The following is a 22,028-nucleotide window of genomic DNA, read 5'->3' as shown; positions in this document are numbered from 1 at the left end:
GAGGATAGCTGATTGTTTTTCCATAGATGGTTAATTAAGAGAGACACCACTTTAAATAAAAGAAGTTTTTTTCGTAAAATGTTCATAGTATGGGTGATATTAGCCCTTATTAATATTGCTTTTTACGTTTCTTCAGAAGGTTTTTTAATAAAAGTAGCTAAGAATTTAATTGTTGAAGATGCCAAAGATCTTAAAGCAGAAGCAATTGTTGTTTATGGAGGCGGGGAAGGACCCGAGAGATTAAAACAAGCGGTTCATTTATATAACAAAGGTGCCGCTCCTTATATCATTTTAAGTGGCGGTAGTGCTTCTGGTAAAAATGTTGATAAAACACCTTGGGCGGAAAGAATGAAGGAGATAGCTCTTAGAGTTGGAGTCCCATCACGTGCGATAATCTTAGATAATGAAGCAGGCAGTACATATGAAAATGCAATAAATGTAATTGGAATATTACAAAAAGAAAAACTTTCCTCAGTCATTTTGGTAACATCCCCTTATCATATGAAGCGATCACTTTGGGTAAGTAATGAAGTGGAAAAAGACATGGATTATGACGTAGAGTGGAAGCCTAGTTCCTCAACGATAGATACATTCAAATTAGATGCTTGGTGGAAAAATGAAAAGATGAAACAACTTGTAATTGATGAATATATAAAAAGTGCAGGATACCATGTTTTGTATAAGTCTTGGTAAGTAGTTTAGATTTATTATAATATTTTTGAGGTTGTGTTTTGACTATGCAAAAAAAACGAATTTTTCTTTCATCTCCCCATATGAGTGGATTGGAGCAAAGGTTTATACATGAAGCGTTTGATTCGAATTGGATTGCTCCGCTGGGTCCAAATGTTGACCAATTTGAAAATGAATTAGCACAATATACAGGTGCTTACGGAGCTGCAGCGTTAAGCTCTGGCACAGCAGCGATTCACCTTGCTTTAGAGATATTGAATGTTGGAGAAGGAGATAAAGTGATTTGCTCCTCTCTAACTTTTGTAGCTAGCGCAAATCCAATCTTGTACCAGAAGGCTATACCAATATTAATTGATTCAGAGCCTAATACATGGAATATGTCACCTTCTGCATTGCAAGAAGCATTAGAGCAAGCTTCGAAAGAAGAAGACATGCCTAAAGCAATTATTGTCGTAAATTTATATGGACAAAGCGCAGATATGGATGAGATATTACGTTTGGCAAAGGAATACGGTGATATTCCAGTTATAGAAGACGCGGCTGAATCTTTAGGTGCTTTCTATAAAGGGAAAGCTAGTGGTACCTTTGGTAAGTTTGGTATCTTTTCATTTAATGGAAATAAAATTATCACAACTTCTGGTGGAGGGGCACTTATCTCAAATGATAAAGGCGCATTAGATAGAGTACGGTTTCTTGCTACACAAGCTCGAGACCCCGCTCCTCATTATCAACATCATATAAAAGGTTACAATTATCGTATGAGTAACATTTTAGCAGGTATTGGAAGAGGACAGCTTCAAGTTTTAAATGATAGAGTGGCAGCTCGACGAAGAGTGTATCAGCAGTATAAATCAGAATTATCCTATATAGATGGGATAACATTTATGCCTGAGCCGGAAGGATACTATTCAACTCGTTGGTTAACAGCTTTAACAGTAGATCCTGAAAGAGTGAATATCACAAGAGATATGATTATTGAAGAACTAGAAAGGGCTAATATTGAGACACGTCCCGTTTGGAAGCCACTTCATCTTCAACCTTTGTTTAAGGGGTGTAAATATTATAACCATAGTGGGCAAGATGTATCAAGCGACCTCTTTAACTATGGGGTATGTTTGCCGTCAGGATCGAATTTGGAAAGAGATGAACAAAACCTTATTATTGACTTAATCAAAAATTTAATTAAAAAGTATAATTATTAATCAATGAAAATTTTAATTTTACCCAATGCAAATATTGACTAACCTAAGAATCATTCATTTATGAAACAATTCATTTGCAAATAAGAAAAAAGCTTAGGTGATCAAAATGATAAAACATATTTCAGTTATCGGTACAGGGTATGTCGGTCTAGTAACAGGGGTTTGTTTAGCGGAAGTTGGCCATTTTGTAACATGTATTGATGTCGATGAAAATAAAGTGAAGATGTTAAAGGAAGGTAAATCCCCGATCTTTGAACCAGGTTTAGAAGACTTAATTTTAAAAACAATGAAACAGAATCGCTTGATGTTTACTACAACTCATGAAGAGGGCTTTAAAGATGCAGAAGTGATTTATATTGCAGTCGGTACGCCACAAAGTGAAAATGGCTCTGCTGATTTGACTTACATCGAACAGGCAGCTATTAACATTGCAAAGAATATTCAGCGGGATACGATTGTTGTTACAAAGAGTACAGTACCTGTTGGAACAAATGACTGGATTAAAGAGCTAATAGATGAAAATAAAGTAGGTAACTATAAAGTAAATATCGTCTCAAACCCGGAGTTTCTACGCGAAGGGTCAGCTATCGGTGATACATTTAGTGGTGATCGAATTGTAATTGGGACGGATTGTGAAAAAACCTTTTTAACTATGAAGGCAATTAACGAGCCATTTGGAATACCCATCGTTCATACGGGGGTAAAAAGTGCAGAGATGATTAAATACGCTTCCAATGCATTTTTGGCTACTAAAATCAGTTTTATTAATGAGATTGCTTCGATCTGTGAAAAGTTAGGAGCAAATATTGAAGATGTGGCATTAGGTATGGGAATGGATAATCGCATTGGAAGACAATTTCTAAATGCAGGGATCGGGTATGGTGGTTCATGTTTTCCGAAGGACACGAATGCGCTTGTGCAAATTGCAGGAAATATTGAACACCAATTTTCTCTTCTTGAGGCTGTAATTGAAGTAAATAATCGCCAGCAAGAAAGTTTAGTGTTGAAAGCCCTTGAACACTTAGGAAGCTTAAAAAACAAACGTATAGCAGTGCTTGGCTTAGCCTTTAAGCCAAATACAGACGATATGCGCGAAGCAGCTTCTCAAGTAATCATCAAGCAACTTTTCAATCTTAACGCCAATATCGTTGCTTATGATCCGATTGCTGTTGAAAATGCGAAGAAACTTTTACCTCAAGGGATTCAATATTCCACGACAATTGAAGAAGCACTTAAAGGCGCTGATGCTGTATTTATTGTAACGGAATGGAATGAAGTTAAAGCAGTACCGTTAGAAACGTATCCAAAACTGATGAAAACTGCTGTGATTTTTGATGGAAGAAACTGTTATGATTTAGAGGATGTTAGAAAGCATGCAGTCGATTATTATTCAGTTGGCCGGCCCTTAGTTAGAAATTTAAATTATAAGGTGAATAACTAAAAAACTAGAGACGGTGATCTAATGAAACCTGCTTCAATTGGAGAGTATTGTGTAATTCAAAAGAATGTCCAGTTTGGTAAAAATGTGGTGGTTGGCAATCATGTCATTATTTATGAAGGAACCGTCATTGGCGATAATGTCATCATTCAAGATCATGTTGTGATCGGTAAGCAGCCAACGAGAGCGAAAAGCTCCATCTTGCCAGAGGTGAAACATCTTCCCCCCAGCAGTGATCGGGTCTGGTGTTACAATTGGTACCTCGTCCATTATTTATGCATATGCAAGGATTGATAATGATGTTTTTGTTGCTGACCTTGCGACAATTCGTGAGAGAGTAAGTATTGGAGAGGGCACGATCGTTGGAAGAGGTGTAGCGGTTGAGAATGACTGCTCTATTGGTAAAAAATGTAAATTAGAAACGAATTGCTACATCACTGCTTATTCCGAATTAGGCGACCATGTGTTTATTGCACCTTGTGTTGTTACTACAAATGATAATTATATGGCAAGAACGAAAGAGCGATTTGATAAGTTTAAAGGGGTATCGATTCAAAATGGTGGAAGAGTAGGGGCAAATGCGACTATTCTTCCAGGTAAGGTTATTGAAGAGGACGGTACCGTTGCAGCAGGAAGCGTCGTTACAAAAGATGTAAAACAAGAAACTCTAGTAGTTGGAACGCCTGCAAAAAAAATTAGAAACGTACCTGAAGAACAGTTATTAAAAAATCAATAAGAGATTAAGCCAACAGAGGGGTTCTCCTCAAACTGTTGGCTTTTTTGTTTATACATTTCTAAATTAATTCAAACCTCAGCTTCTCTATGATAGATTAATTGCGAACTTTACCTGCTGAACTTCGGTATGGGAGTATCTTGAATGGGTATGTAGCACTCAATTTATGATATCATTTATTCATTCGATGGAAACTGTTGAAGAGTTAAGGAGATAAATGAAATGAAATTAATCATTGCTGAAAAACCTGATCAAGGAACGAAGCTTGCAGCACCATTTTCATATGAAAAAAGAGAGGGTTATCTTGAAATTGCTCCGAACGAATATTTCCCTAAAGGAGCTTATCTGACATGGGCGATCGGTCATCTATGTGAACTTGTTCCGCCAGAGGAATACAACCCAAGCTGGAAGAAATGGTCGCTTAACACAATGCCGATTATTCCCGAACGGTTTCAGCACCGTGTAACCCGGGGAAAAAGCAAGCAATTTAACATTATTAAGAAGTTGCTGCGATCTAAAGAAGTAACCAATGTCATTGTCGGAAGTGATGCAGGACGGGAAGGGGAAGCGATTGTTCGGATAATTCTATCATTATGTCAAAATCAAAAACCAATTCAAAGGCTGTGGATTTCATCGTTAACACCGAATGCAGTGAAAAATGGCTTTGCGAATTTATTAAAAGAAGAAGATACAAGACCTGTCTACTATGAAGCATTAAGCAGAGCTTGTGCAGATTGGCTTGTAGGGATGAACGCCTCCCGTGTATACACGCTGCTTCTTCAGCAAAAAGGTATTTCTGATGTGTTTTCAACTGGGCGTGTTCAAACTCCAACCCTTGCCTTAATTGTTCAGCGGGAAAAAGAAATTGAAAACTTTAAGTCAGAACCGTTTTGGGAAGTGGTTGCTAATTTTAATGTGGAAGGAAAGACGTATGAAGGCAAGTGGCATAAGGATGGCGAAACCCGTATTAAAGACGAGAAGATGGCAAAAGCAATTGAGCAATTTTGTCGTCAAAAACCTGCCGAGGTACAACAGGTTGAAAAAGAAAGAAAAGAATTTCAACCGCCATATTTGTTTAACCTTTCTGCTCTACAGGCCACTGCAAACAAAGCGTATAAATTTTCACCTAAAAAAACACTCGACATTGCACAAAAGCTGTATGTAAAGGGGATTATTTCTTACCCGAGGTCTGACTCCAGCTTTGTAACAAGTGAAGAAGCAGCGGGGTTTCCAGATATTTTAAGCAAACTTAGCAGCCTAAGTGATTATAAAGGACTTTTGCCTGCACCTCTTTCCTCCATTACGAATAATAAGCGTTATGTAAATGCAAAGAAAGTGACGGATCACTATGCAATTATTCCGACTGAACAAGTCACTGATCCGAAAAAACTATCAGCCGATGAACAAAAAATCTATGACTTAATTATCCGTCGTTTGATTGCGGCGCACTATGAGAAAGCAATTTTTGATTATACTACGATTTATACAATCGTAGATGGTCGTGCAACCTTTCTTTCAAAAGGAAAAGAACAGGTAGAAGAAGGCTGGCGGGTAGTAATCTACGGACAGAAGAAGCCAGAAAAGAAAGATGATGAGGAGCAAATGCTGCCGAGCATTGAGCAAGGAGAACGTGGAGAGGTTAAAACAGTACATGTAAAGGCAGGTAAAACACAACCACCAAAGCGTTATACGGAAGGTCAATTAATTACCTTAATGAAAACAGCGGGTAAGCACCTTGAAGATAAAGACCTTATCAAAGTGTTAACACAAACAGAGGGCTTAGGAACAGAGGCGACACGTGCAGGTATTATTGGTGTATTGAAAGACCGAAAGTATATCGATGTGAAGAAAAATCAAGTATATGCAACAGATAAAGGGAAGCTACTAATTGAAGCAATCGGAGAGAGCATCTTAGCATCACCAGAAATGACGGCGAAATGGGAACAACGGCTGCGAGAGATCGGTCAAAATCAAGCGTCTCCACAAGGGTTTATGGAGCAAGCAAAGAAGCTTTCGGTCAAGTTAATTGAAGATGCTAAGCAGCAAAGCTCGGCTTGGAGCTTTGACGGTATCGATGTAGAGTCGATTCAAGATACGCGAAAAAAGAAATATTCAAGCGGCACTGTCGTTGGTAAATGTAAAAAATGTGGTGGAAAAATGATTGATAAAGGGAGCTTCTATGGTTGTTCAAACTATGCGAAGACGAATTGTGATTTTACAATTTCTAAGAAGATTTTAGGAAAAACTGTTTCACAAACTAATGTGAAAAAGCTTCTACAAGATGGCAAAACAAACCTTATTAAAGGGTTCAAAAAAGGAGAAAAAACATTTGATGCTTATTTAACGTGGAGTAATGACAATACAAGTATTCGTTTTGAATTTAAACAATAAACCCTCTAGCCAACATGCTAGAGGGTTTATTGTCTTTATGCTTTCGCTTTTTGTTCACGTCTTTGTTCTGTCTCTGAAACAACTAATGCACAAGTTGCATCACCAGCAATGTTAATCGCTGTTCTTGTCATATCAAGAAGACGGTCAACCCCGATAATTAAGGCAATACCTTCAACCGGAAGGCCAACTTGCTTAAGAACCATCGCAAGCATGATAAGACCAACACCTGGGACACCGGCTGTTCCGATACTTGCTAATACAGCAGTTAAAATAACCATAATTAATTGAACGAATGTAAGCTGTACATCATATACTTGGGCAATGAATATTGTTGCAACACCTTGCATGATAGCGGTTCCATCCATGTTGATTGTAGCACCCAACGGTTGAACGAAGCTGCTGATTGGCTCAGGTACATTAAGTCGTTTTTGAGCTGTCTGCATAGATACTGGCAATGTTGCACTACTGCTTGATGTACTGAACGCTACACTCATTGCTGGAGCAAATTCTTTAAAGAACCATAGCGGGCTCTTTTTGGCAATCAGCATAACGGCTAAACCATACGTAACAATACCATGAATAATTAATGCAGTGGCAACGACAATCATATATAATCCCATTGCCTTCAACGCATCAAAACCTTGGCTTCCGACTGCGGATGCAATCAAGGCAAATGCACCATATGGAGCCGTGTACATAATGAGGTTTACAAGGTACATCATCAATTCATTACCTTGATCGATAATGTCGTATAGTCCTTTTGCTTTTCTTCCTAGCATTGTGATTCCGAGTCCAACTAATACAGAGAAAGAAATGATTTGTAGCATTTCACCATCTACCATTGCTTTAATAGGGTTGGTAGGGATGATGTTAATAAGCGTGTCCATAATAGGTGGTGCTTCTTCTTCTTTAAACTCAGCATTTGACGTATCAAAAGACCCTGCAGCACCTGGTTCCACCACATAAGCTAGCGACATTGCAATTGTGATAGCGATTGCAGTTGTGATAAGAAAGAATGTAATCGTCTTCAGTCCGATGCGACCTAATTTTTTCGGATCGCCCAGTCCAGCTGTTCCGAGAGTGATTGAAAAGAATACAATTGGAACAACGAGCATTTTAATTAGATTCAAGAAAATTGTACCTACTGGGCCAAGTAAGTACTTGTCCAATCCATCGAAAAGATCTGGAGATGCTAAGTTAAGTACAATACCTGTAATTGCCCCTAATACAAGGCCAATAATAATCTTAGTCGATAATTTCATTGTTGTTTCACCTCTGATTTTAAAATGTAATTGTTGAAAGGATGCTACTTTTTTGAATATTTCATGTTTGATTTAGCATGGTAAAGCCCAAAGAACATTTTAAACATAAATTATAAAATCCGCAATATACAAAATAAAATGATAAAAATTCACAACGGTGTAATAGCATTGGGGAGAGGAAAATTATATTAAAAAAGCAAGAGGATAGACATAAAGAAACGTAAAAGTTTACTTATTTAATTCCTTTTTTTTATAGAATTCAAACGAAAGTAAGATTTTTTTTGTATTTTTTTCTATTAGTGACGCTTTTTATATATGAAACTTAAAATAGAGAATGATTAGTAATACATTCTGGTTCTTCTTTTCTTTGCTAATAACAATTGTTCAGCTTGTATTGGTACATAATTGGCGGAAAATTGGTCATCTTTTATCATCAAAAACCTAATATCGATTTAGGGAAAAAACGGCGAGCAATCCACTGTGCGTCGTTTTTTTCATGAACTGAGTCTTCATTCATTACTCGTTTCGTACTCTCTCGTAACCCCTATGCGCAAAAAGTGGGATTAGACGGGATTTTCTATTAATGGTGACGCTTTCACCGACTTTCTCGCATTAATACGGATTAATTATAAAAAGTACCTTGAATAGAGATAATAGTTTGTTATGATCGTTACTGTTGTTAATTTGTACGAACAAAAACACGAACAAATCGGAGGGACATACCCACATGCTTAAAAATCAAACTGTCGCATTTTTAGGGGCAGGTTCTATGGCAGAAGCCATGATTGCAGGAATTGTTGAATCAGAAAAGTTACCACGTGAACAAGTGATTGTTACAAATAGAAGTAATGAAGAGCGACTACAAGAAATGAGAAATAAATATGGAATTCGGGCAATGAAGAAAGAAGAACTTTTCTTTGAAGAAATAGATATGTTTATATTAGCAATGAAGCCGAAAGATGCTGAAAAAGCATTAGCTTCTATTAAAGATGATATTCGTCCAGACCAAACCGTTCTTTCTGTACTGGCTGGTATTTCAACACCATTTATGGAAGAGAACTTGAAATATGGCCAGCAGGTTATTCGGGTTATGCCAAACACTTCAAGCATGATTGGTGAATCTGCAACTGCTATTTCACCAGGGCGTCATGTAGGAATGGACAAAGTGATGATGGCAAAGGAATTACTACAGGCAATTGGTCAAGTCTATATTATGGATGAAGAGAAAATGGATATCTTTACAGGGATTGCTGGAAGCGGCCCAGCATATTTCTATCATTTAATGGAGCATATTGAACGTACTGGAATGGAAGCTGGTCTAGAACCAGAACAAGCGAGAGAAATTGGTGCGCAAACGATTTTAGGTGCTGCAAAAATGATGATTGAACGTGAAGAAACGCCATCACAGCTGCGTGAAAATGTCACATCTCCAAACGGTACGACAGCAGCTGGTCTTGATGCATTAGCTAAACATGGCGGTGGAGAAGCAATTGGAGAAGCGATTAAAGGTGCAGCGAAACGTTCAAAAGAATTAAGTGAACAGCTAGAACGAAAATACGCAACCGTCTAAATTGAACGGAAAGAAATGAGAAAAACGGATTCGAACTATAAAACAGGAGTGATAGAGTGTCCCAGGACAATAAACAGAAACGAGTCGTTATCAAAATTGGAAGCAGCTCATTAACAAGCCAACATGGAGAGATGAGCCGTCGAAAATTAGAAAACCTAGTAGATGAAATTGTACAAGTAAAAGAGGCGGGACACGAAGTCTTACTCGTATCCTCTGGTGCAGTAGCAGCAGGATATCGAAAGCTTGGCTGCCTCTCTCGTCCAGAATCATTACCTGAAAAGCAGGCAGCAGCATCTATTGGTCAAGGTTTATTAATTGAAGCATATTCGGACCTTTTACTATCGCACGGATATGTCGGTTCACAAATTTTAATCACACGCAGTGATTTTTCCGATGAGAAACGGTACAATAACGCGCGTAATACGATTAATGTCTTACTAGAGCGTGGCATTATCCCAATCGTCAATGAAAATGATACGGTTACAATCGACCGTTTGAAGTTCGGTGATAATGATACTTTATCTGCTAAAGTAGCAGGATTAGTGAGTGCAGATATGTTAATCATTCTTTCAGATATTGACGGGTTATATAATGATGACCCACGCAAAAATCCAAACGCAAAATTACTCGACCGTGTGGAAGAAATTACAGATGATATCGAAGACATGGCCGGTGAGCCAGGAAGCAGTGTTGGCACAGGTGGTATGCGTTCAAAAATTGATGCCTTTAAGATTGCAATGGCATCAGGTATTCCTGCCTTCTTAGGGAAAGCTGGTGTACCGAATATTTTAAAGGATGCGGTAGAGTACGAAGCAACTGGCACATATTTTGAAGCGCCAAATGATATGGAAAACCTGAATCAAAAGAAACAATGGATTGCATTTAATTCAGGACCAAAAGGTGACGTGGTGCTTAACCATAGAGCGAAGAAATACGTTATTGATAAAGAAGAACCGATTCTGCTTAAAGACATTTACCATGTACAAGGAACCTTTACTGCTGGTGATGTCGTGCGCATTCAGCATATAGAAGGAGATGAAGTAGGCTTAGGTGTTGTGAACTTTACATCTGACGACTTAAAATCCTACGCAGAGAATGAACAGTATTCACAAAGTAAAGACATTGCAGTGAAACGTGAGCATCTTGTCTGTCATTTAGACGTCTCAATACCTATGGGTGTATAAAAGCTCAAACTGGTTTGATGAAAGTAAGAAAACTTCAAGGAGGAATTTGGTGACACTAGTAAAAGAAAACATTTCGAAGGTTGAAGAGCAAGCGATTGAAGCAAAGAAAGCAGCAAAAGCATTAAGTCTACTAACAACAGAAGAAAAAAATGAAGCACTTCATATCATTGCAGATAAATTAGAAGCAAGCTATGAAACCATTTTACAAGCAAATGAAGAAGACCTTGAGAAGGGGCGCGAAAAAGGTTTCGATGAGGCATTTATGGACCGCCTTGCCTTATCAAAGGAACGGATTTCGGACTTTGCAAGCGGACTTCGTGAAGTGGCAGGTCACACTGACCCTTCAGGAGTCGTAGAATCGAGCTGGACATTGGATAATGGGCTAAAAGTTGAAACAGTTCGAGTGCCACTTGGTGTTATCGGCATGATTTATGAAGCTCGTCCAAATGTGACAGTTGATGCAACAGGTCTTGCCTTAAAATCTGGAAATGCAATCGTGTTAAAAGGCGGTTCTTCTGCGATTACTTCCAATAAAGCAATTGTGGCGGTTATGCATGAAGCGTTAGCAGATACAAAGATTCCAGTAGAAGCGATTCAGTTTATCGATAGCACAGACCGCTCTGCAACAAAAGAACTGTTTACAATGAAGCAGCATATTGATGTGCTTATCCCGCGTGGTGGCGGCTCACTTATCAATGCTGTAGTGGAAAATGCAACAGTACCTGTACTTGAAACAGGAGTAGGGAATTGTCACCTTTATATCGATGACCAAGCAGATGTAGATAAAGCAATCTCTATTCTAATCAATGCAAAAACAGATCGTCCTGCAGTTTGTAATGCAGCGGAAACACTTGTCGTGCATGAAAAGTGGCTTGAAGCAAACAAAGATGCATTAATCGACGCTTTAAATGAAGCCGGCATCGGCGTGCACGGTGATGAAGCGGTTGTCTCAGCAATTCCAGGTGCAAAGCTTGCTGAAGAAAGCGACTGGGCAAATGAGTATTTAAGCTTAAACATTGCTATTAAGTCAGTTGCAAATGTGGATGAAGCAATTGATCATATTGAAACATATGGTACAAAGCATTCAGAAGCAATCATTACAGAAAATGAAGAAACTGCAAAACGATTCCTAACGCTTGTCGATGCTGCAGCTCTTTACCATAACGCAAGCACACGCTTTACAGATGGAAGTGCACTCGGTTTTGGCGCAGAAATCGGGATTTCTACCCAAAAGCTTCATGCACGCGGACCAATGGGGTTACCAGCTCTTACAACTGTAAAGTATATGATGAAAGGGAACGGACAAATTCGATAACTCTACAAAAACTTCCGAAGCACTTCGTTGTTTCGGAAGTTTTTTTGATGCACAAATTCTTGATATATTTGTTTTATGCTACAGATATCATAATTCCATAAAAGTGGAAAGGTTTAGGTGATCAATATTGAATGAAGTAAATATTATCCTCGCATTTGGGGCAGGGTTTTTATCGTTTATTTCGCCATGCTGTTTACCGTTGTACCCAGCGTTTATTTCCTATATAACAGGTGTATCGGTAAATGAATTGAAAGAAGATAATGGATTTATGCAGAAAAGAGCGATTTTACATACGCTTTTCTTTTTGCTCGGCTTTTCAATTATCTTTATTGCCCTTGGCTTATCGACGACATTGATTGGTGAACTTTTTGTTCGTTTTAGTGATTTAATTCGTCAGGTTGGTGCAATTTTTATTATTTTCTTCGGTTTTGTGATTGTCGGTATTTTCAAACCGAAATTTCTGATGCAGGATAAAAAGCTGCAAATTAAAAACCGGCCATCTGGTTATTTAGGATCAAGTTTAATTGGAATTGGATTTGCAGCTGGCTGGACGCCTTGTACAGGGCCGATTCTTGCTGCGATTATTGCACTTGGCATAACCAACCCTGAACAGAGCATGTTTTATATGTTTGCCTATATTCTCGGCTTTTCGATTCCGTTTTTCCTAATGGCGTTCTTTATTGGAAAGATGAAATGGATTAAACGTCATAACCAAAAGTTAATGCAAATTGGCGGATATTTGATGATTTTGATGGGGGTTGTTTTGTACTTTGACTGGATGACAAAAGTTGCGTCTTATATGACAAATAACTTCTTTGGCGGTTTTACAGGGTTTTAGAATTGAACTTCATATAGCCCCTATAGTATGATAACAACTAAGAGAAAAATAAATGGGGTGAGAAAATGGAGATTACAAATGAGGCAAAAGCCATAATACAAGAGGCACTTGCTGAACATAACCAAAGTACGCTTCGCATTTTCTTTGCAGGTATGGGCTGAGGAGGCCCACAATTGAGCTTGGCTCTGGAGGAGCCCAAAAGTAAAGATGATGTACGTGTAGTTAATGGCATTAACCTTGCAATAGAACCAATTGTCGTTCAATTCGTTGAACATGTGACATTAGATGTTCGTGACACACCAAATGGAAAAGGCCTTGTAATGCGCAACGCCCCAGGAGGCGCGTGTTAATACAGAAAACCCAGACTAAATGGTCTGGGTTTTTTGCATTTTATAACGAATGCTTGCAGCAGAAAGTTTCACTTTTTCCATATCTCTGAATAGTTTCCTTATTTATACCAAAAGATAAAATAAGCAAAATGTTTAGGAGGATGGAACTTTTGAATAAAGTAGTATGCAGTTTATTCTTATTAACCATAATCTTGCTATGTAACCCGTTAGATTCAAAAGCAAGTGTCATTTATGAGGTACGGCAAGGAGATAGTTTGTGGAAGATTGCAAAAGTATATGATATTCCGCTTCAAACAGTCATAGAGCTTAATCAATTAGATAAAGAAGAAACACTTGTGCCAGGTCAAGTTCTCCTTATTCCCGGACAACGGTATATTGTAAGACAGAATGAATCGTTATACGAAATAGCTAGCAACCATTCGCTTTCAATCACACAATTAATGAAGCATAATCAGCTGGATTCGAGCTTAATTATGCCGGCTCAAACTCTGCAAATACCAAAACGTTATAAAAGACCGATTATGACAGGCGCCTTCTTTGTCCCTAGTTATCAAACAGATAAAGCTGAACGGATAATCGAACAGTATGAAAATCAGCTAAGTAATATCGCTTTTTTTGAGTTTCACCCAGATGCCTCAGGTAATTTAAGTAAGCTTCCAGGAACGGAAAACATTCCTTATGCATGGAAGAAAAGAATGTATCCATATGCCACCGTTACGAACTTAACGGCAAAAGGGTTCGATCCAAGCCTTGCTCATCGTGTCATGACCAATCCTGCTGCTCGAAATAATCTTGTTAATCAAATTTTCTGGCAGTTAAAGGCGCATGATCTAGAAGGGATTGTGATTGATTTTGAAGGGCTAGATCCAAAAGATCGAAAAGCATATAATCTTTTTATTAAAGCCTTAGCAAGTAAGCTTCATCCTTCTGGTATGAAAGTGGCGCTAGCAGTTCCTCCGCTTCAAGGTGATTATTATCCAGGGTATCATGCGGCATACGACTATAAAACACTTGGAAAGCATGCGGATTATATCTTTCTTATGACATATGATTGGCATTGGGCTGGAGGACCAAGCGGACCGATAGCTCCAATTAATAAAGTAGAACAAACCGTAAAATATGCAACACAGAGTATTCCAAAGCATAAGATTATTCTTGGTATTCCGATGTATGCGTATGATTGGACACTTACAGGCCCAAATAAAAAGGCAACGGCGTACTCCCAGCAAAAAGCACTAGAGAAAGCTAGGTATTATCAAAGTGAGATCCACTATGATTCAGAAACAGCGCAACCTTATTTCAGATATACAGATAATAATGGCTTCGTCCATGAAGTATGGTTTGAAGATGCACGTTCATTCCTCGCTAAAGCTGAATTGCTACGTGAATATCAGCTTGCAGGAATTGGAGGCTGGAAGTTAGGTCTACAATTTAATTCGGCTTCCAACTTACTGCTAGAGGAGTTTATCATTCGAAAACCTTAAAACAAAAACCGATGCGCAGGCATCGGTTTTATTATGAACTGGGCTTAATCAGAATTTTCGTGTTTTTTACGACCCTGAATTTGAATAAACTTAAAGAATAAACCAAAAGCAAGCATAAATACGCCACTAAAAGCAAGTGCTGTAAATAGACTCATTATTTTAACCCCCTAATCTAGAGAAGTTCATGCTATATCCTCTTATCATCATAGTAGATTATCAAATAAAATGCATTTAATAGTATGTATATTTTTCGACATTTGAACCGTTTATTTCTTATATATTATCATATTTTTAGTAAGAAAAAATGTTATCAATACCTAGAAGTATTGTGATATAGTTACTAAGTAGCGTTGTTTAACGCTGGAGGTGCTAGGGAACCCTCCGAAAAAAACTAGGATTTAAAGGAGCGTAACAAATGAAGAAGTTTGATAAAGCCGTCGTTGTATTTAGCGGTGGCCAAGATAGTACAACATGCCTTTTTTGGGCGTTAGAGCGTTTTGATGAAGTGGAGACGGTCACGTTTAATTATAATCAGCGTCATCGTGAAGAAATTGATTGTGCCATAGAAATTGCCGAAGAACTCGGAGTGAAAAATACAGTGCTAGATATGTCGCTGTTAAATCAACTGACACCAAACGCATTGACTAGAGAGGACATTGAAGTAGAAGCAGGAAAAGATGGTGAATTACCAAACACATTTGTTCCAGGTCGAAACTTAATGTTTCTTTCATTTGCTGCAGTGATGGCAAAGCAAATAGGGGCGAAGCACATTATAACTGGTGTCTGTGAAACAGATTTCAGCGGCTACCCAGATTGTCGAGATGTGTTTGTTAAATCATTAAATGTAACGTTAAATCTTTCAATGGACGATGAGTTTTATATTCATACGCCATTGATGCACTTAAATAAAGCGGAGACATGGGAACTTGCTGATCAGTTAGATTCGTTGGATTATGTACGAGAAAAAACCCTTACTTGTTATAACGGAATAAAAGGTGATGGGTGTGGGCATTGTCCATCGTGTGAATTAAGAAAGCGTGGACTAGAGCAATATTTAGCGCAAAAAGCTGGTGGCACAAAATGATCCAACAGTTTTATCCGCAAGTTCAACATCCATTTAGATATGAGTTAAATAAAGATATGCAGTTTGCGGCTGCACATTTCGTACCTCATGAGGCTGCAGGGAAATGTCAAAATATCCATGGTCACACTTACTTTGTGAATGTGACAATTGCTGGAGATGCCTTAAATGAGTCAGGCTTTCTCGTAAACTTTCAGACATTAAAGAAGCTGGTGCATGGTCGTTATGACCATTCATTAATGAACGAGCATAACGATTTTAATAATGAAGATTCCGACTATTTTCCAACAACTGAAGTCGTAGCTCGCACCATTTGGGAAAATATTCAGCAACACTTAGATGAGCTTGCAAACAAGCCAAAATGCATGCAAGTGATTGTACGTGAAACCCCGACAAGCTACTGTATCTATCGCCCGAAAGAGGGGGATTTCAAATGAGTATTCCAGTCTTAGAGATATTCGGGCCAACCATTCAAGGTGAAGGCATGGCAGCTGGGCGAAAGACGATGTTTGTACGTACTGCTGGCTGTGACTACCGCTGTAGCTGGTGTGATTCAGCTTTTACATGGGATGGGTCAGCCAAAGATGAAATCGTTCCGATGAGCGCGGATACAATAGTTGAAAGAGTGTTTGAAATTGGCGGGGATTGCTTTGATCACGTGACAATTTCAGGTGGAAATCCAGCCTTACTAGAATCAATTGGTGAGCTTGTTACAAAGCTTAACGAACGTGGTATCCAAACAGCGCTTGAAACACAAGGAAGCAAATGGCAGCCATGGTTTACTTCAATTGATGACCTAACCATTTCCCCAAAGCCGCCAAGCTCGAACATGGAGACAGATTACACGATGCTTGAGGAGATTGTGGAGAAATTAACCGAAGCCGAGCGTGTGCCGCATCATGTGAGTTTGAAGGTTGTTGTATTTAATGATGAGGACTTTCAATATGCAGTAGACATTCATCAGCGGTATCAGACTATTCCGTTCTTCCTCCAAGTTGGAAATGATGACTTACAATGTGAACAGGACGGTGAGCTCGCTCTTCATCTGCTGAAGCGATATGAATGGCTCGTTAATAAAACAATTGAAACAAAAGAGATGAACGATGTGCGCGTTCTACCACAGCTACATGCGTTGTTGTGGGGGAATAAGCGAGGCGTATAAATGTTAAACAAAAACAACGGCTGAGATAAAACCAGCCGTTGTTTTTTTGTTTTCATTCACGAAAGGATAGCTCATTACATATGATGTTGTGAACGCAATTTTAGGAGGGACTTGTGCATGCATAAAAACCCGTTATTTCATAACATTGAAAAAAAGACCGGCGTCAACATGAATGATATCTTCAAGCTTGCAGATTCACTTCAACATGCAAACTTTCAAGATGAGCAGACGGTTCGTCAAGTGATTCAACAAGTATCACAGATTGCTAACCGCCCTGTACCGAAAGAGAAAGAAGATAAAATTGTTCAAGCGATCCTTAAGAACAACATGCCGCTCGATTTTTCCAGCATTTCTGATATGATCAATAAGAAGTAGCATTTGAATGGCTGCGACACCTTGATTGTTGCGGCCATTTGTTGTATATAAAATTAAGATAATAATAGAAAGCAATTGATGTACCCCCCCTAATATGGTTAAATAGTTGGTAATAGTTGCAATTATATGGAAAATAAGGGGTGTAGTAATGGAGATAATTAGGGGGATATTTGAAACACATCTCCAGGTTAGCAGCTTAGAGAGAGCCAAGCAGTTTTACGGAGATACCTTGGGGTTGAAACTCGGGAGAATTGAAGCAGACAGACGAGTTGTTTTTTATCTTATTCAAGGTGATGAGCAATCGATGCTCGGTTTATGGGAGAGTGACTACATTCAAAATAGGCATTTTGCATTTCGTGTTTGTGGAAAACATATACAAAATATGGTCCCAGAACTTCTAGAACGCAAGATAAAAATTGTAAGTAAGTTTGGATGCCCGGAAGAAGAGCCTGTTGTGTTCCCATGGCTTGCATGTGCATCTGTTTATTTTGAAGACCCTGATGGAAATTTACTTGAACTAATTGCTAAGCTACCAGAACCACCCATAACATCAATGCGAGAGACGGCAATTCCATTATCAGAGTGGAAAAGAATACATATTTGAAAAACCGCCTAGCTTAAAGGCGGTTTTTTTCGGGTTCGCTACTCTACTTATTTTTGCGTGCTTTGGCACCTTGAGCGCGCTTGTGTTCTCCTTGAGGAAATTCTTGACCTAACTCAACTTCGTGTTTTTTTCCACCAAGCTTTGCTTTTTGTTCTGGACTATTTGGTTGTTTTCTTGCCATTTTATACACCTCCTTTTCGGATATCATTCGATTTTAGAAGGAAAGCTATACAATTGTCCTATTATTCAAAAAATTTTAATAAAATAATGTGGTAAAAGATGTATTTAATAGTAAAATTTATATATTAGGGATATTATCGAAAAGGGGGAAGGGGAGTGTCAATTAAGGTAAAAGTCTCGGTTTTAGTCGTTGGATTGGCAGCTGCAATAATAATAAGTAATGTTTTATTGCTTTGGGTAGAAAAGAACGCTTTGTTAAGCGACACAGAAGAAGTTACGACAGAACTTGAAAAACGTTCGAATGAACAAGTGAAACGAGAAATGATGGACCTGACAACTACCATTTCAGAAGAAATCGTTTTACTTGAGCGAGAAGTAGATTTAGCTATGTTAAACGCAGCCTATACGGTTCGAGAAAGGGACCAGCGTACAGCATTAGATAATCAGCAATTGGCTTCCTTAGCAAAGGAAGTTGGAATGACCGATCTATATTTAACGAACCCTGATGGCGTGTTTACATACTCAACGGAGGATGCAGCAATCGGTTTAAGTCTGTATGAAATATGGGATGGATATAAAATGCTTATGAATGGCCAGGCAGATGTTCTTCCTTCAACACTAAAAATTAAAGAAGAAACGGGAGAGATTTTTAAATTCACAGCTATTCCACGAGCTGATGGAAAAGGAATCATTGAATCAGCATTAGAAGCAGGTAAATTTGAAGAAGCGATGGAAAAATATATAAATGGAGGAGCCGGGGTTCAAGGTTTATATTTAATCGATAACACCTCACTTGTCTTAACGGAAAACGTGAAATTAGAAAACGCCTCTTCCTTCAAAAAAGGAGAAATCATCGAAAGCGCGGAAGTTCAGAGTGTTTTTGAAAAGAAAGAACCGATTGTGGAGCTAACAAAGGAAATGGCTGAAATCTATGCTCCAGTAATTGAAAATGATGCGGTTAAATATGTGATGTATTTAACAATTGACCCGAAACCTTATTTCGCACAAAGTCAAATAGCAAAGGATGCATTTGTGAAAATAGGGGGTGTAATCGATACAGCAATTTGGAAAATAATCATTTCTAACCTCATCATTTCGGTAATTCTCCTAGGCCTTATTATCTTAGTGTTAAATCAAATTTTGAAACCATTAAAGACCTTTGCGGCTCGCTTGCATCGTTTGCATACCCATGAAAAAAATGCAGGCCCAACAATTCGAGTGAAAGAGAAAGAGTTAGAGGAAATTCAACAAGCAGTTGATGAAGTAGTCGAAGATTATAAAGTTATTTTAGACAGTGTGTATGGCAGCACTATCGCTGTAAAAGGTGCACAACAGCAATATGAAAAAGAAATGGCTGTCACAGTTGAAACACTTCGTGACTTATCAAAAGCAGTTAATGACAGTGCCGAAAATCACCAGCACCAGGCTGAGCGGGTAAGAGATGCAGAGGATATTGTGACAACAATGGCAAGTACGTTAAAAGATGTATCAGGGCAAACAAATGATTTGCAGCAGCTTTCTAACAAGTCGAGTCATATTGCAGAAGAGAGTATAGCTGAGATTGAGCGGGTGGCCCAAGGAATTGAAAATATGAGTGAAGAAGTTGAAGAGAATGTAAAGCGTGTGAACGATTTATTAGTACGCTCAACACAGATTAGCGGCATTATCGAATTAATTCAAGGCATTGCTGAGCAGACAAATCTACTTTCGTTAAATGCATCCATCGAAGCGGCACGAGCAGGAGAACAAGGGAAAGGCTTTGCCGTAGTAGCAAATGAAGTACGGAACTTAGCTGAAGAAAGCGGACGTGCAACAGATGAAATTAGCAGTATTCTTCATGATTTGAAAGCAGAAATCGAAGCCTCAAAGGGAAGCAATGATCATCAGTTAGAAGTTATTAAAATGAGCCGCAAAGAAATGGACCAAGCAAAACAAGTATTTGAGCAACTAATTAAAGTGACAAAGCAATCAAGTCATGAAATCACGACACTTAATCAAGCAGTGAATCAATTATTTGTTTATGGAAACCAAGAAAATGAAGTATTCGCAGAATTAAATGAGAAAATTGAAGCTAATGCTGCCAATAGTGAAGAATTATTGTCGATGGTAGAGGAAGTGAATGCGTCACTCGAACAACTCCAGCACCTTCTAGATAAACTGTCAACCTCGACAACAACTCTTGAACAATTATTTTAGTTATAAAAACGCCCTGACCATTTATTGGTTCAGGGCGTTGTCATGTTTATTTATCTTTATTTTTTTTCTCGCCATCTAGGAAACGAAGTAGGTCACCCTGGACAACTTTGTCAGATAAATTTAATTCAAGCTGTGCTTTTTCTTTGTACGGCTCACATGCCGCACCATCTTCAATTGGTTGAGCTGTTTCTTTGTCGTAACAAGTTTCACGCGTGTATACATACTTATCTGTTACAAAGCTTCCATCACGGAGGACGACGAAATCATTACGGTTCTTAGCGAAAAGGTCTGAACCAAATTGAATATCTTTCTGTTCTTGAATTCCAAGTAAATGGAGAATAGTCGGTTTCAAATCAATTTGACCTGAAACAGATTCAATCGTTTTTCCTTCTTTACCAGGGATATGGATAATCAATGGCACTTTCTGAAGGTTTACATGTTCAAATGGTGTAATCTCCTTGCCCATTACCTCTGACATTGCGCGATTATGGTTCTGAGATATACCATAATGGTCGCCGTAAAGGACGAAGATTGAATCTTCATACAGTCCGTTAGCTTTCAATTGCTTAAAGAAATCCTCAATCGCGGAATCCATATAACGAACTGTTTGGAAATAACGGTCAACCGTACCATCGCCAGTCTCAAGAGGTGGAATCATTTCGTCTTCTTCATCTAGTACGTATGGATAGTGATTCGTCAACGTAATAAATTTTGCATGGAATGGTTGCTTCATTTCTTTCATCATTGGAATCGATTGCTCAAAGAAAGGCTTATCCTTCAAGCCATAATTGATGCTATTCTCTGGTTTTACATCGTAATAGCGCTCAGAAAAATAATGGTCATAACCAAGTGATTCGTACATAATATCACGGTTCCAGAAACTCTTATTGTTTCCGTGGAATGATGATGTTGTATACCCATTTTGTTGTAAAATTTCTGGCATTGCATTGTATTCATTTTGTGCGTTTGTAGTAAAGACTGCGCCTCGTGGCAACGGGTACATTGAATTGTCAATTAAAAACTCAGAGTCCGACGTTTTTCCTTGGCCTGTCTGATGATAAAAATTATTAAAATAGTAACTGTCTTCAATTAAATCATTTAAAAACGGTGTAACTTCTTGTCCGTCCACTTTATAGTTAATTGCAAAGTTTTGCAGTGACTCCATTGAAATCATAATGACGTTTTTACCTTCAGCAGCCCCAAACATTTCGCTTGGGATTCTCATATCACGTTGAACGTAGTTTTCAACCTCTGTCAAATCACTGCTTTCAGCAAATGTCCGCTGTGCTGATGTTTTGGAGTGAACAGCAAAGTCATACAGGTGGTAATTGTAAACTCCTAGCAATTTAACAAGCATTTCACGGTCAAAAGTACGCGTCAATAGTTGTGGACGCTCTGTTTCGGCAAGTCCAACATTTAAAAGAAGCGTTAGTGCTGCAAAGGTTGCAAGAATCTTTCTGTTCTTCTTATCAAAAGCAGGCATTTGATATTTCTTCACGAGGAAATAGTAAACGGCTACATCGATAAACATTAAAATATCGTACGGCTTCATAAGTCCTTTAGCACTTCCACCTAAATCACCAAAGTTTTTGAATTGAAATAGGATTGGAATTGTGATGAAATCTTCAAAGAACCGATAGTAAACGACATTTGCAAACAGTAAAACGGTAGCAAATGAATATAAGATTAACAAACCCATTTTTCTTTTTGTTTTAAAGACAGAGACCGTTAACAATGCTAACAACAGCACTGGACTTAACGGGCTAATAAAGAGAATAATTTCTTGCAATATATTATCGAGTGGTAAATCAAAATATAATCGCATGACTAAGTATGATTTTAGCCATAGCAGTAAAACGGTTAGCATTAAAGTGCGATCTGTTTTAAATGCTGTGAAGACCCGTCGAAAATAATTCTTCACCTTCATAACCATGTAACCTCCTATATTTATTTGTGCGTATTAGAAACTTTAA

The 22,028-nt window shown here is 38.3% G+C and carries 19 protein-coding genes and 1 pseudogene; 17 read left to right on the top strand and 3 right to left on the bottom strand.

The genetic code is table 11. The annotated features are described in order from the left end of the window. Positions 1–12: 12 nt before the first annotated feature. The 5 genes and pseudogenes from LC040_08150 (at position 13) to LC040_08130 (ending at position 6,454) form a co-directional block, all read left to right on the top strand. On the top strand, positions 13–693 hold the full coding sequence (locus LC040_08150) for a YdcF family protein (GenBank protein ID WLR52852.1): 681 nt from the start codon (positions 13–15) through the stop codon (positions 691–693). Between the two features lie 44 nt (positions 694–737). Next, a complete protein-coding gene (locus LC040_08145) occupies positions 738–1,892 on the top strand; it encodes an aminotransferase class I/II-fold pyridoxal phosphate-dependent enzyme (protein ID WLR52851.1) in 1,155 nt (384 codons plus the stop codon). A 106-nt stretch (positions 1,893–1,998) separates the two neighbouring features. Next, positions 1,999–3,333 carry a UDP-glucose/GDP-mannose dehydrogenase family protein gene (locus tag LC040_08140; protein WLR52850.1) on the top strand — a complete coding sequence of 445 codons (1,335 nt, stop codon included), beginning with the start codon at positions 1,999–2,001 and terminating at the stop codon, positions 3,331–3,333. A 21-nt stretch (positions 3,334–3,354) separates the two neighbouring features. Further along, a pseudogene (locus LC040_08135) lies at positions 3,355–4,066 on the top strand (DapH/DapD/GlmU-related protein). Positions 4,067–4,285: 219 nt separating this feature from the next. After that, positions 4,286–6,454 (top strand): DNA topoisomerase III, encoded by a 2,169-nt coding sequence (locus LC040_08130; GenBank protein WLR52849.1) that lies wholly within the window; start codon positions 4,286–4,288, stop codon positions 6,452–6,454. Positions 6,455–6,489: 35 nt separating this feature from the next. Here LC040_08130 and LC040_08125 read toward each other — a convergent pair whose 3' ends face one another. Then, entirely contained in the window at positions 6,490–7,716 is a 1,227-nt protein-coding gene (locus tag LC040_08125; GenBank protein WLR52848.1) for a dicarboxylate/amino acid:cation symporter, read from the bottom strand. 727 nt (positions 7,717–8,443) lie between these two features. Here LC040_08125 and proC point away from each other — a divergent pair. The 11 genes from proC to LC040_08070 all read left to right on the top strand — a co-directional run bounded on the left by proC (position 8,444) and on the right by LC040_08070 (position 17,679). After that, positions 8,444–9,286: a pyrroline-5-carboxylate reductase gene (gene proC, locus LC040_08120; protein WLR52847.1), complete on the top strand. Its 843-nt coding sequence runs from the start codon at positions 8,444–8,446 to the stop codon at positions 9,284–9,286. Positions 9,287–9,342: 56 nt separating this feature from the next. After that, positions 9,343–10,470: a glutamate 5-kinase gene (gene proB / locus LC040_08115; GenBank protein ID WLR52846.1), complete on the top strand. Its 1,128-nt coding sequence runs from the start codon at positions 9,343–9,345 to the stop codon at positions 10,468–10,470. Positions 10,471–10,519: 49 nt separating this feature from the next. After that, complete coding sequence (locus LC040_08110) at positions 10,520–11,785, top strand: glutamate-5-semialdehyde dehydrogenase (protein ID WLR52845.1); 1,266 nt, start codon at positions 10,520–10,522, stop codon at positions 11,783–11,785. A gap of 127 nt (positions 11,786–11,912) precedes the next feature. Next, positions 11,913–12,623: a cytochrome c biogenesis protein CcdA gene (locus tag LC040_08105; protein ID WLR52844.1), complete on the top strand. Its 711-nt coding sequence runs from the start codon at positions 11,913–11,915 to the stop codon at positions 12,621–12,623. Between the two features lie 173 nt (positions 12,624–12,796). Further along, positions 12,797–12,973 carry a hypothetical protein gene (locus LC040_08100; GenBank protein ID WLR52843.1) on the top strand — a complete coding sequence of 59 codons (177 nt, stop codon included), beginning with the start codon at positions 12,797–12,799 and terminating at the stop codon, positions 12,971–12,973. A gap of 149 nt (positions 12,974–13,122) precedes the next feature. Beyond that, positions 13,123–14,457 (top strand): glycosyl hydrolase family 18 protein, encoded by a 1,335-nt coding sequence (locus tag LC040_08095; protein WLR52842.1) that lies wholly within the window; start codon positions 13,123–13,125, stop codon positions 14,455–14,457. Positions 14,458–14,872: 415 nt separating this feature from the next. Next, positions 14,873–15,541, top strand: coding sequence for a 7-cyano-7-deazaguanine synthase QueC (queC, locus tag LC040_08090; GenBank protein ID WLR52841.1), 669 nt, complete (start codon positions 14,873–14,875; stop codon positions 15,539–15,541). Next, positions 15,538–15,975 (top strand): 6-carboxytetrahydropterin synthase QueD, encoded by a 438-nt coding sequence (gene queD, locus LC040_08085; GenBank protein WLR52840.1) that lies wholly within the window; start codon positions 15,538–15,540, stop codon positions 15,973–15,975. The genes queC and queD overlap by 4 nt, the downstream gene beginning before the upstream one ends. Continuing rightward, positions 15,972–16,700: a 7-carboxy-7-deazaguanine synthase QueE gene (gene queE / locus LC040_08080; GenBank protein WLR52839.1), complete on the top strand. Its 729-nt coding sequence runs from the start codon at positions 15,972–15,974 to the stop codon at positions 16,698–16,700. Before queD ends, queE begins: the two co-directional genes overlap by 4 nt. Before the next feature lie 117 nt (positions 16,701–16,817). Then, positions 16,818–17,075 carry a stage VI sporulation protein F gene (locus tag LC040_08075; protein ID WLR52838.1) on the top strand — a complete coding sequence of 86 codons (258 nt, stop codon included), beginning with the start codon at positions 16,818–16,820 and terminating at the stop codon, positions 17,073–17,075. 148 nt (positions 17,076–17,223) lie between these two features. Next, entirely contained in the window at positions 17,224–17,679 is a 456-nt protein-coding gene (locus LC040_08070; protein ID WLR52837.1) for a VOC family protein, read from the top strand. Between the two features lie 43 nt (positions 17,680–17,722). On the opposite strand, the gene LC040_08065 is transcribed toward LC040_08070, so the two are convergent. Continuing rightward, the gene (locus LC040_08065) at positions 17,723–17,860 is read right to left on the bottom strand and encodes a hypothetical protein (protein WLR52836.1); all 138 of its coding nucleotides are present in this window, start codon (positions 17,858–17,860) and stop codon (positions 17,723–17,725) included. Between the two features lie 155 nt (positions 17,861–18,015). Between LC040_08065 and LC040_08060 the strand changes: the two genes are divergently transcribed. Further along, positions 18,016–20,055 (top strand): methyl-accepting chemotaxis protein, encoded by a 2,040-nt coding sequence (locus tag LC040_08060; GenBank protein ID WLR52835.1) that lies wholly within the window; start codon positions 18,016–18,018, stop codon positions 20,053–20,055. A gap of 46 nt (positions 20,056–20,101) precedes the next feature. On the opposite strand, the gene LC040_08055 is transcribed toward LC040_08060, so the two are convergent. Next, entirely contained in the window at positions 20,102–21,982 is a 1,881-nt protein-coding gene (locus tag LC040_08055; protein WLR52834.1) for an LTA synthase family protein, read from the bottom strand. Positions 21,983–22,028: the final 46 nt, after the last annotated feature.

This window comes from Bacillus tianshenii, assembly GCA_020524525.2.
Lineage (GTDB): Bacteria > Bacillota > Bacilli > Bacillales > Bacillaceae_N > Bacillus_AV.
Note: the sequence above shows the minus strand (reverse complement) of the source record. Positions and strands in the feature narration are given on the sequence as shown.

Bases quoted from the DNA above. Each gene is read 5' to 3' on its own strand.
- LC040_08145 (WLR52851.1), top strand. From the start codon at position 738: ATGCAAAAAAAACGAATTTTTCTTTCATCTCCCCATATGAGTGGATTG.
- LC040_08140 (WLR52850.1), top strand. From the start codon at position 1,999: ATGATAAAACATATTTCAGTTATCGGTACAGGGTATGTCGGTCTAGTA.
- LC040_08130 (WLR52849.1), top strand. From the start codon at position 4,286: ATGAAATTAATCATTGCTGAAAAACCTGATCAAGGAACGAAGCTTGCA.
- LC040_08125 (WLR52848.1), bottom strand. From the start codon at position 7,716: ATGAAATTATCGACTAAGATTATTATTGGCCTTGTATTAGGGGCAATT.
- proC (WLR52847.1), top strand. From the start codon at position 8,444: ATGCTTAAAAATCAAACTGTCGCATTTTTAGGGGCAGGTTCTATGGCA.
- queC (WLR52841.1), top strand. From the start codon at position 14,873: ATGAAGAAGTTTGATAAAGCCGTCGTTGTATTTAGCGGTGGCCAAGAT.
- queD (WLR52840.1), top strand. From the start codon at position 15,538: ATGATCCAACAGTTTTATCCGCAAGTTCAACATCCATTTAGATATGAG.
- queE (WLR52839.1), top strand. From the start codon at position 15,972: ATGAGTATTCCAGTCTTAGAGATATTCGGGCCAACCATTCAAGGTGAA.
- LC040_08075 (WLR52838.1), top strand. From the start codon at position 16,818: ATGCATAAAAACCCGTTATTTCATAACATTGAAAAAAAGACCGGCGTC.
- LC040_08070 (WLR52837.1), top strand. From the start codon at position 17,224: ATGGAGATAATTAGGGGGATATTTGAAACACATCTCCAGGTTAGCAGC.
- LC040_08065 (WLR52836.1), bottom strand. From the start codon at position 17,860: ATGGCAAGAAAACAACCAAATAGTCCAGAACAAAAAGCAAAGCTTGGT.
- LC040_08055 (WLR52834.1), bottom strand. From the start codon at position 21,982: ATGAAGGTGAAGAATTATTTTCGACGGGTCTTCACAGCATTTAAAACA.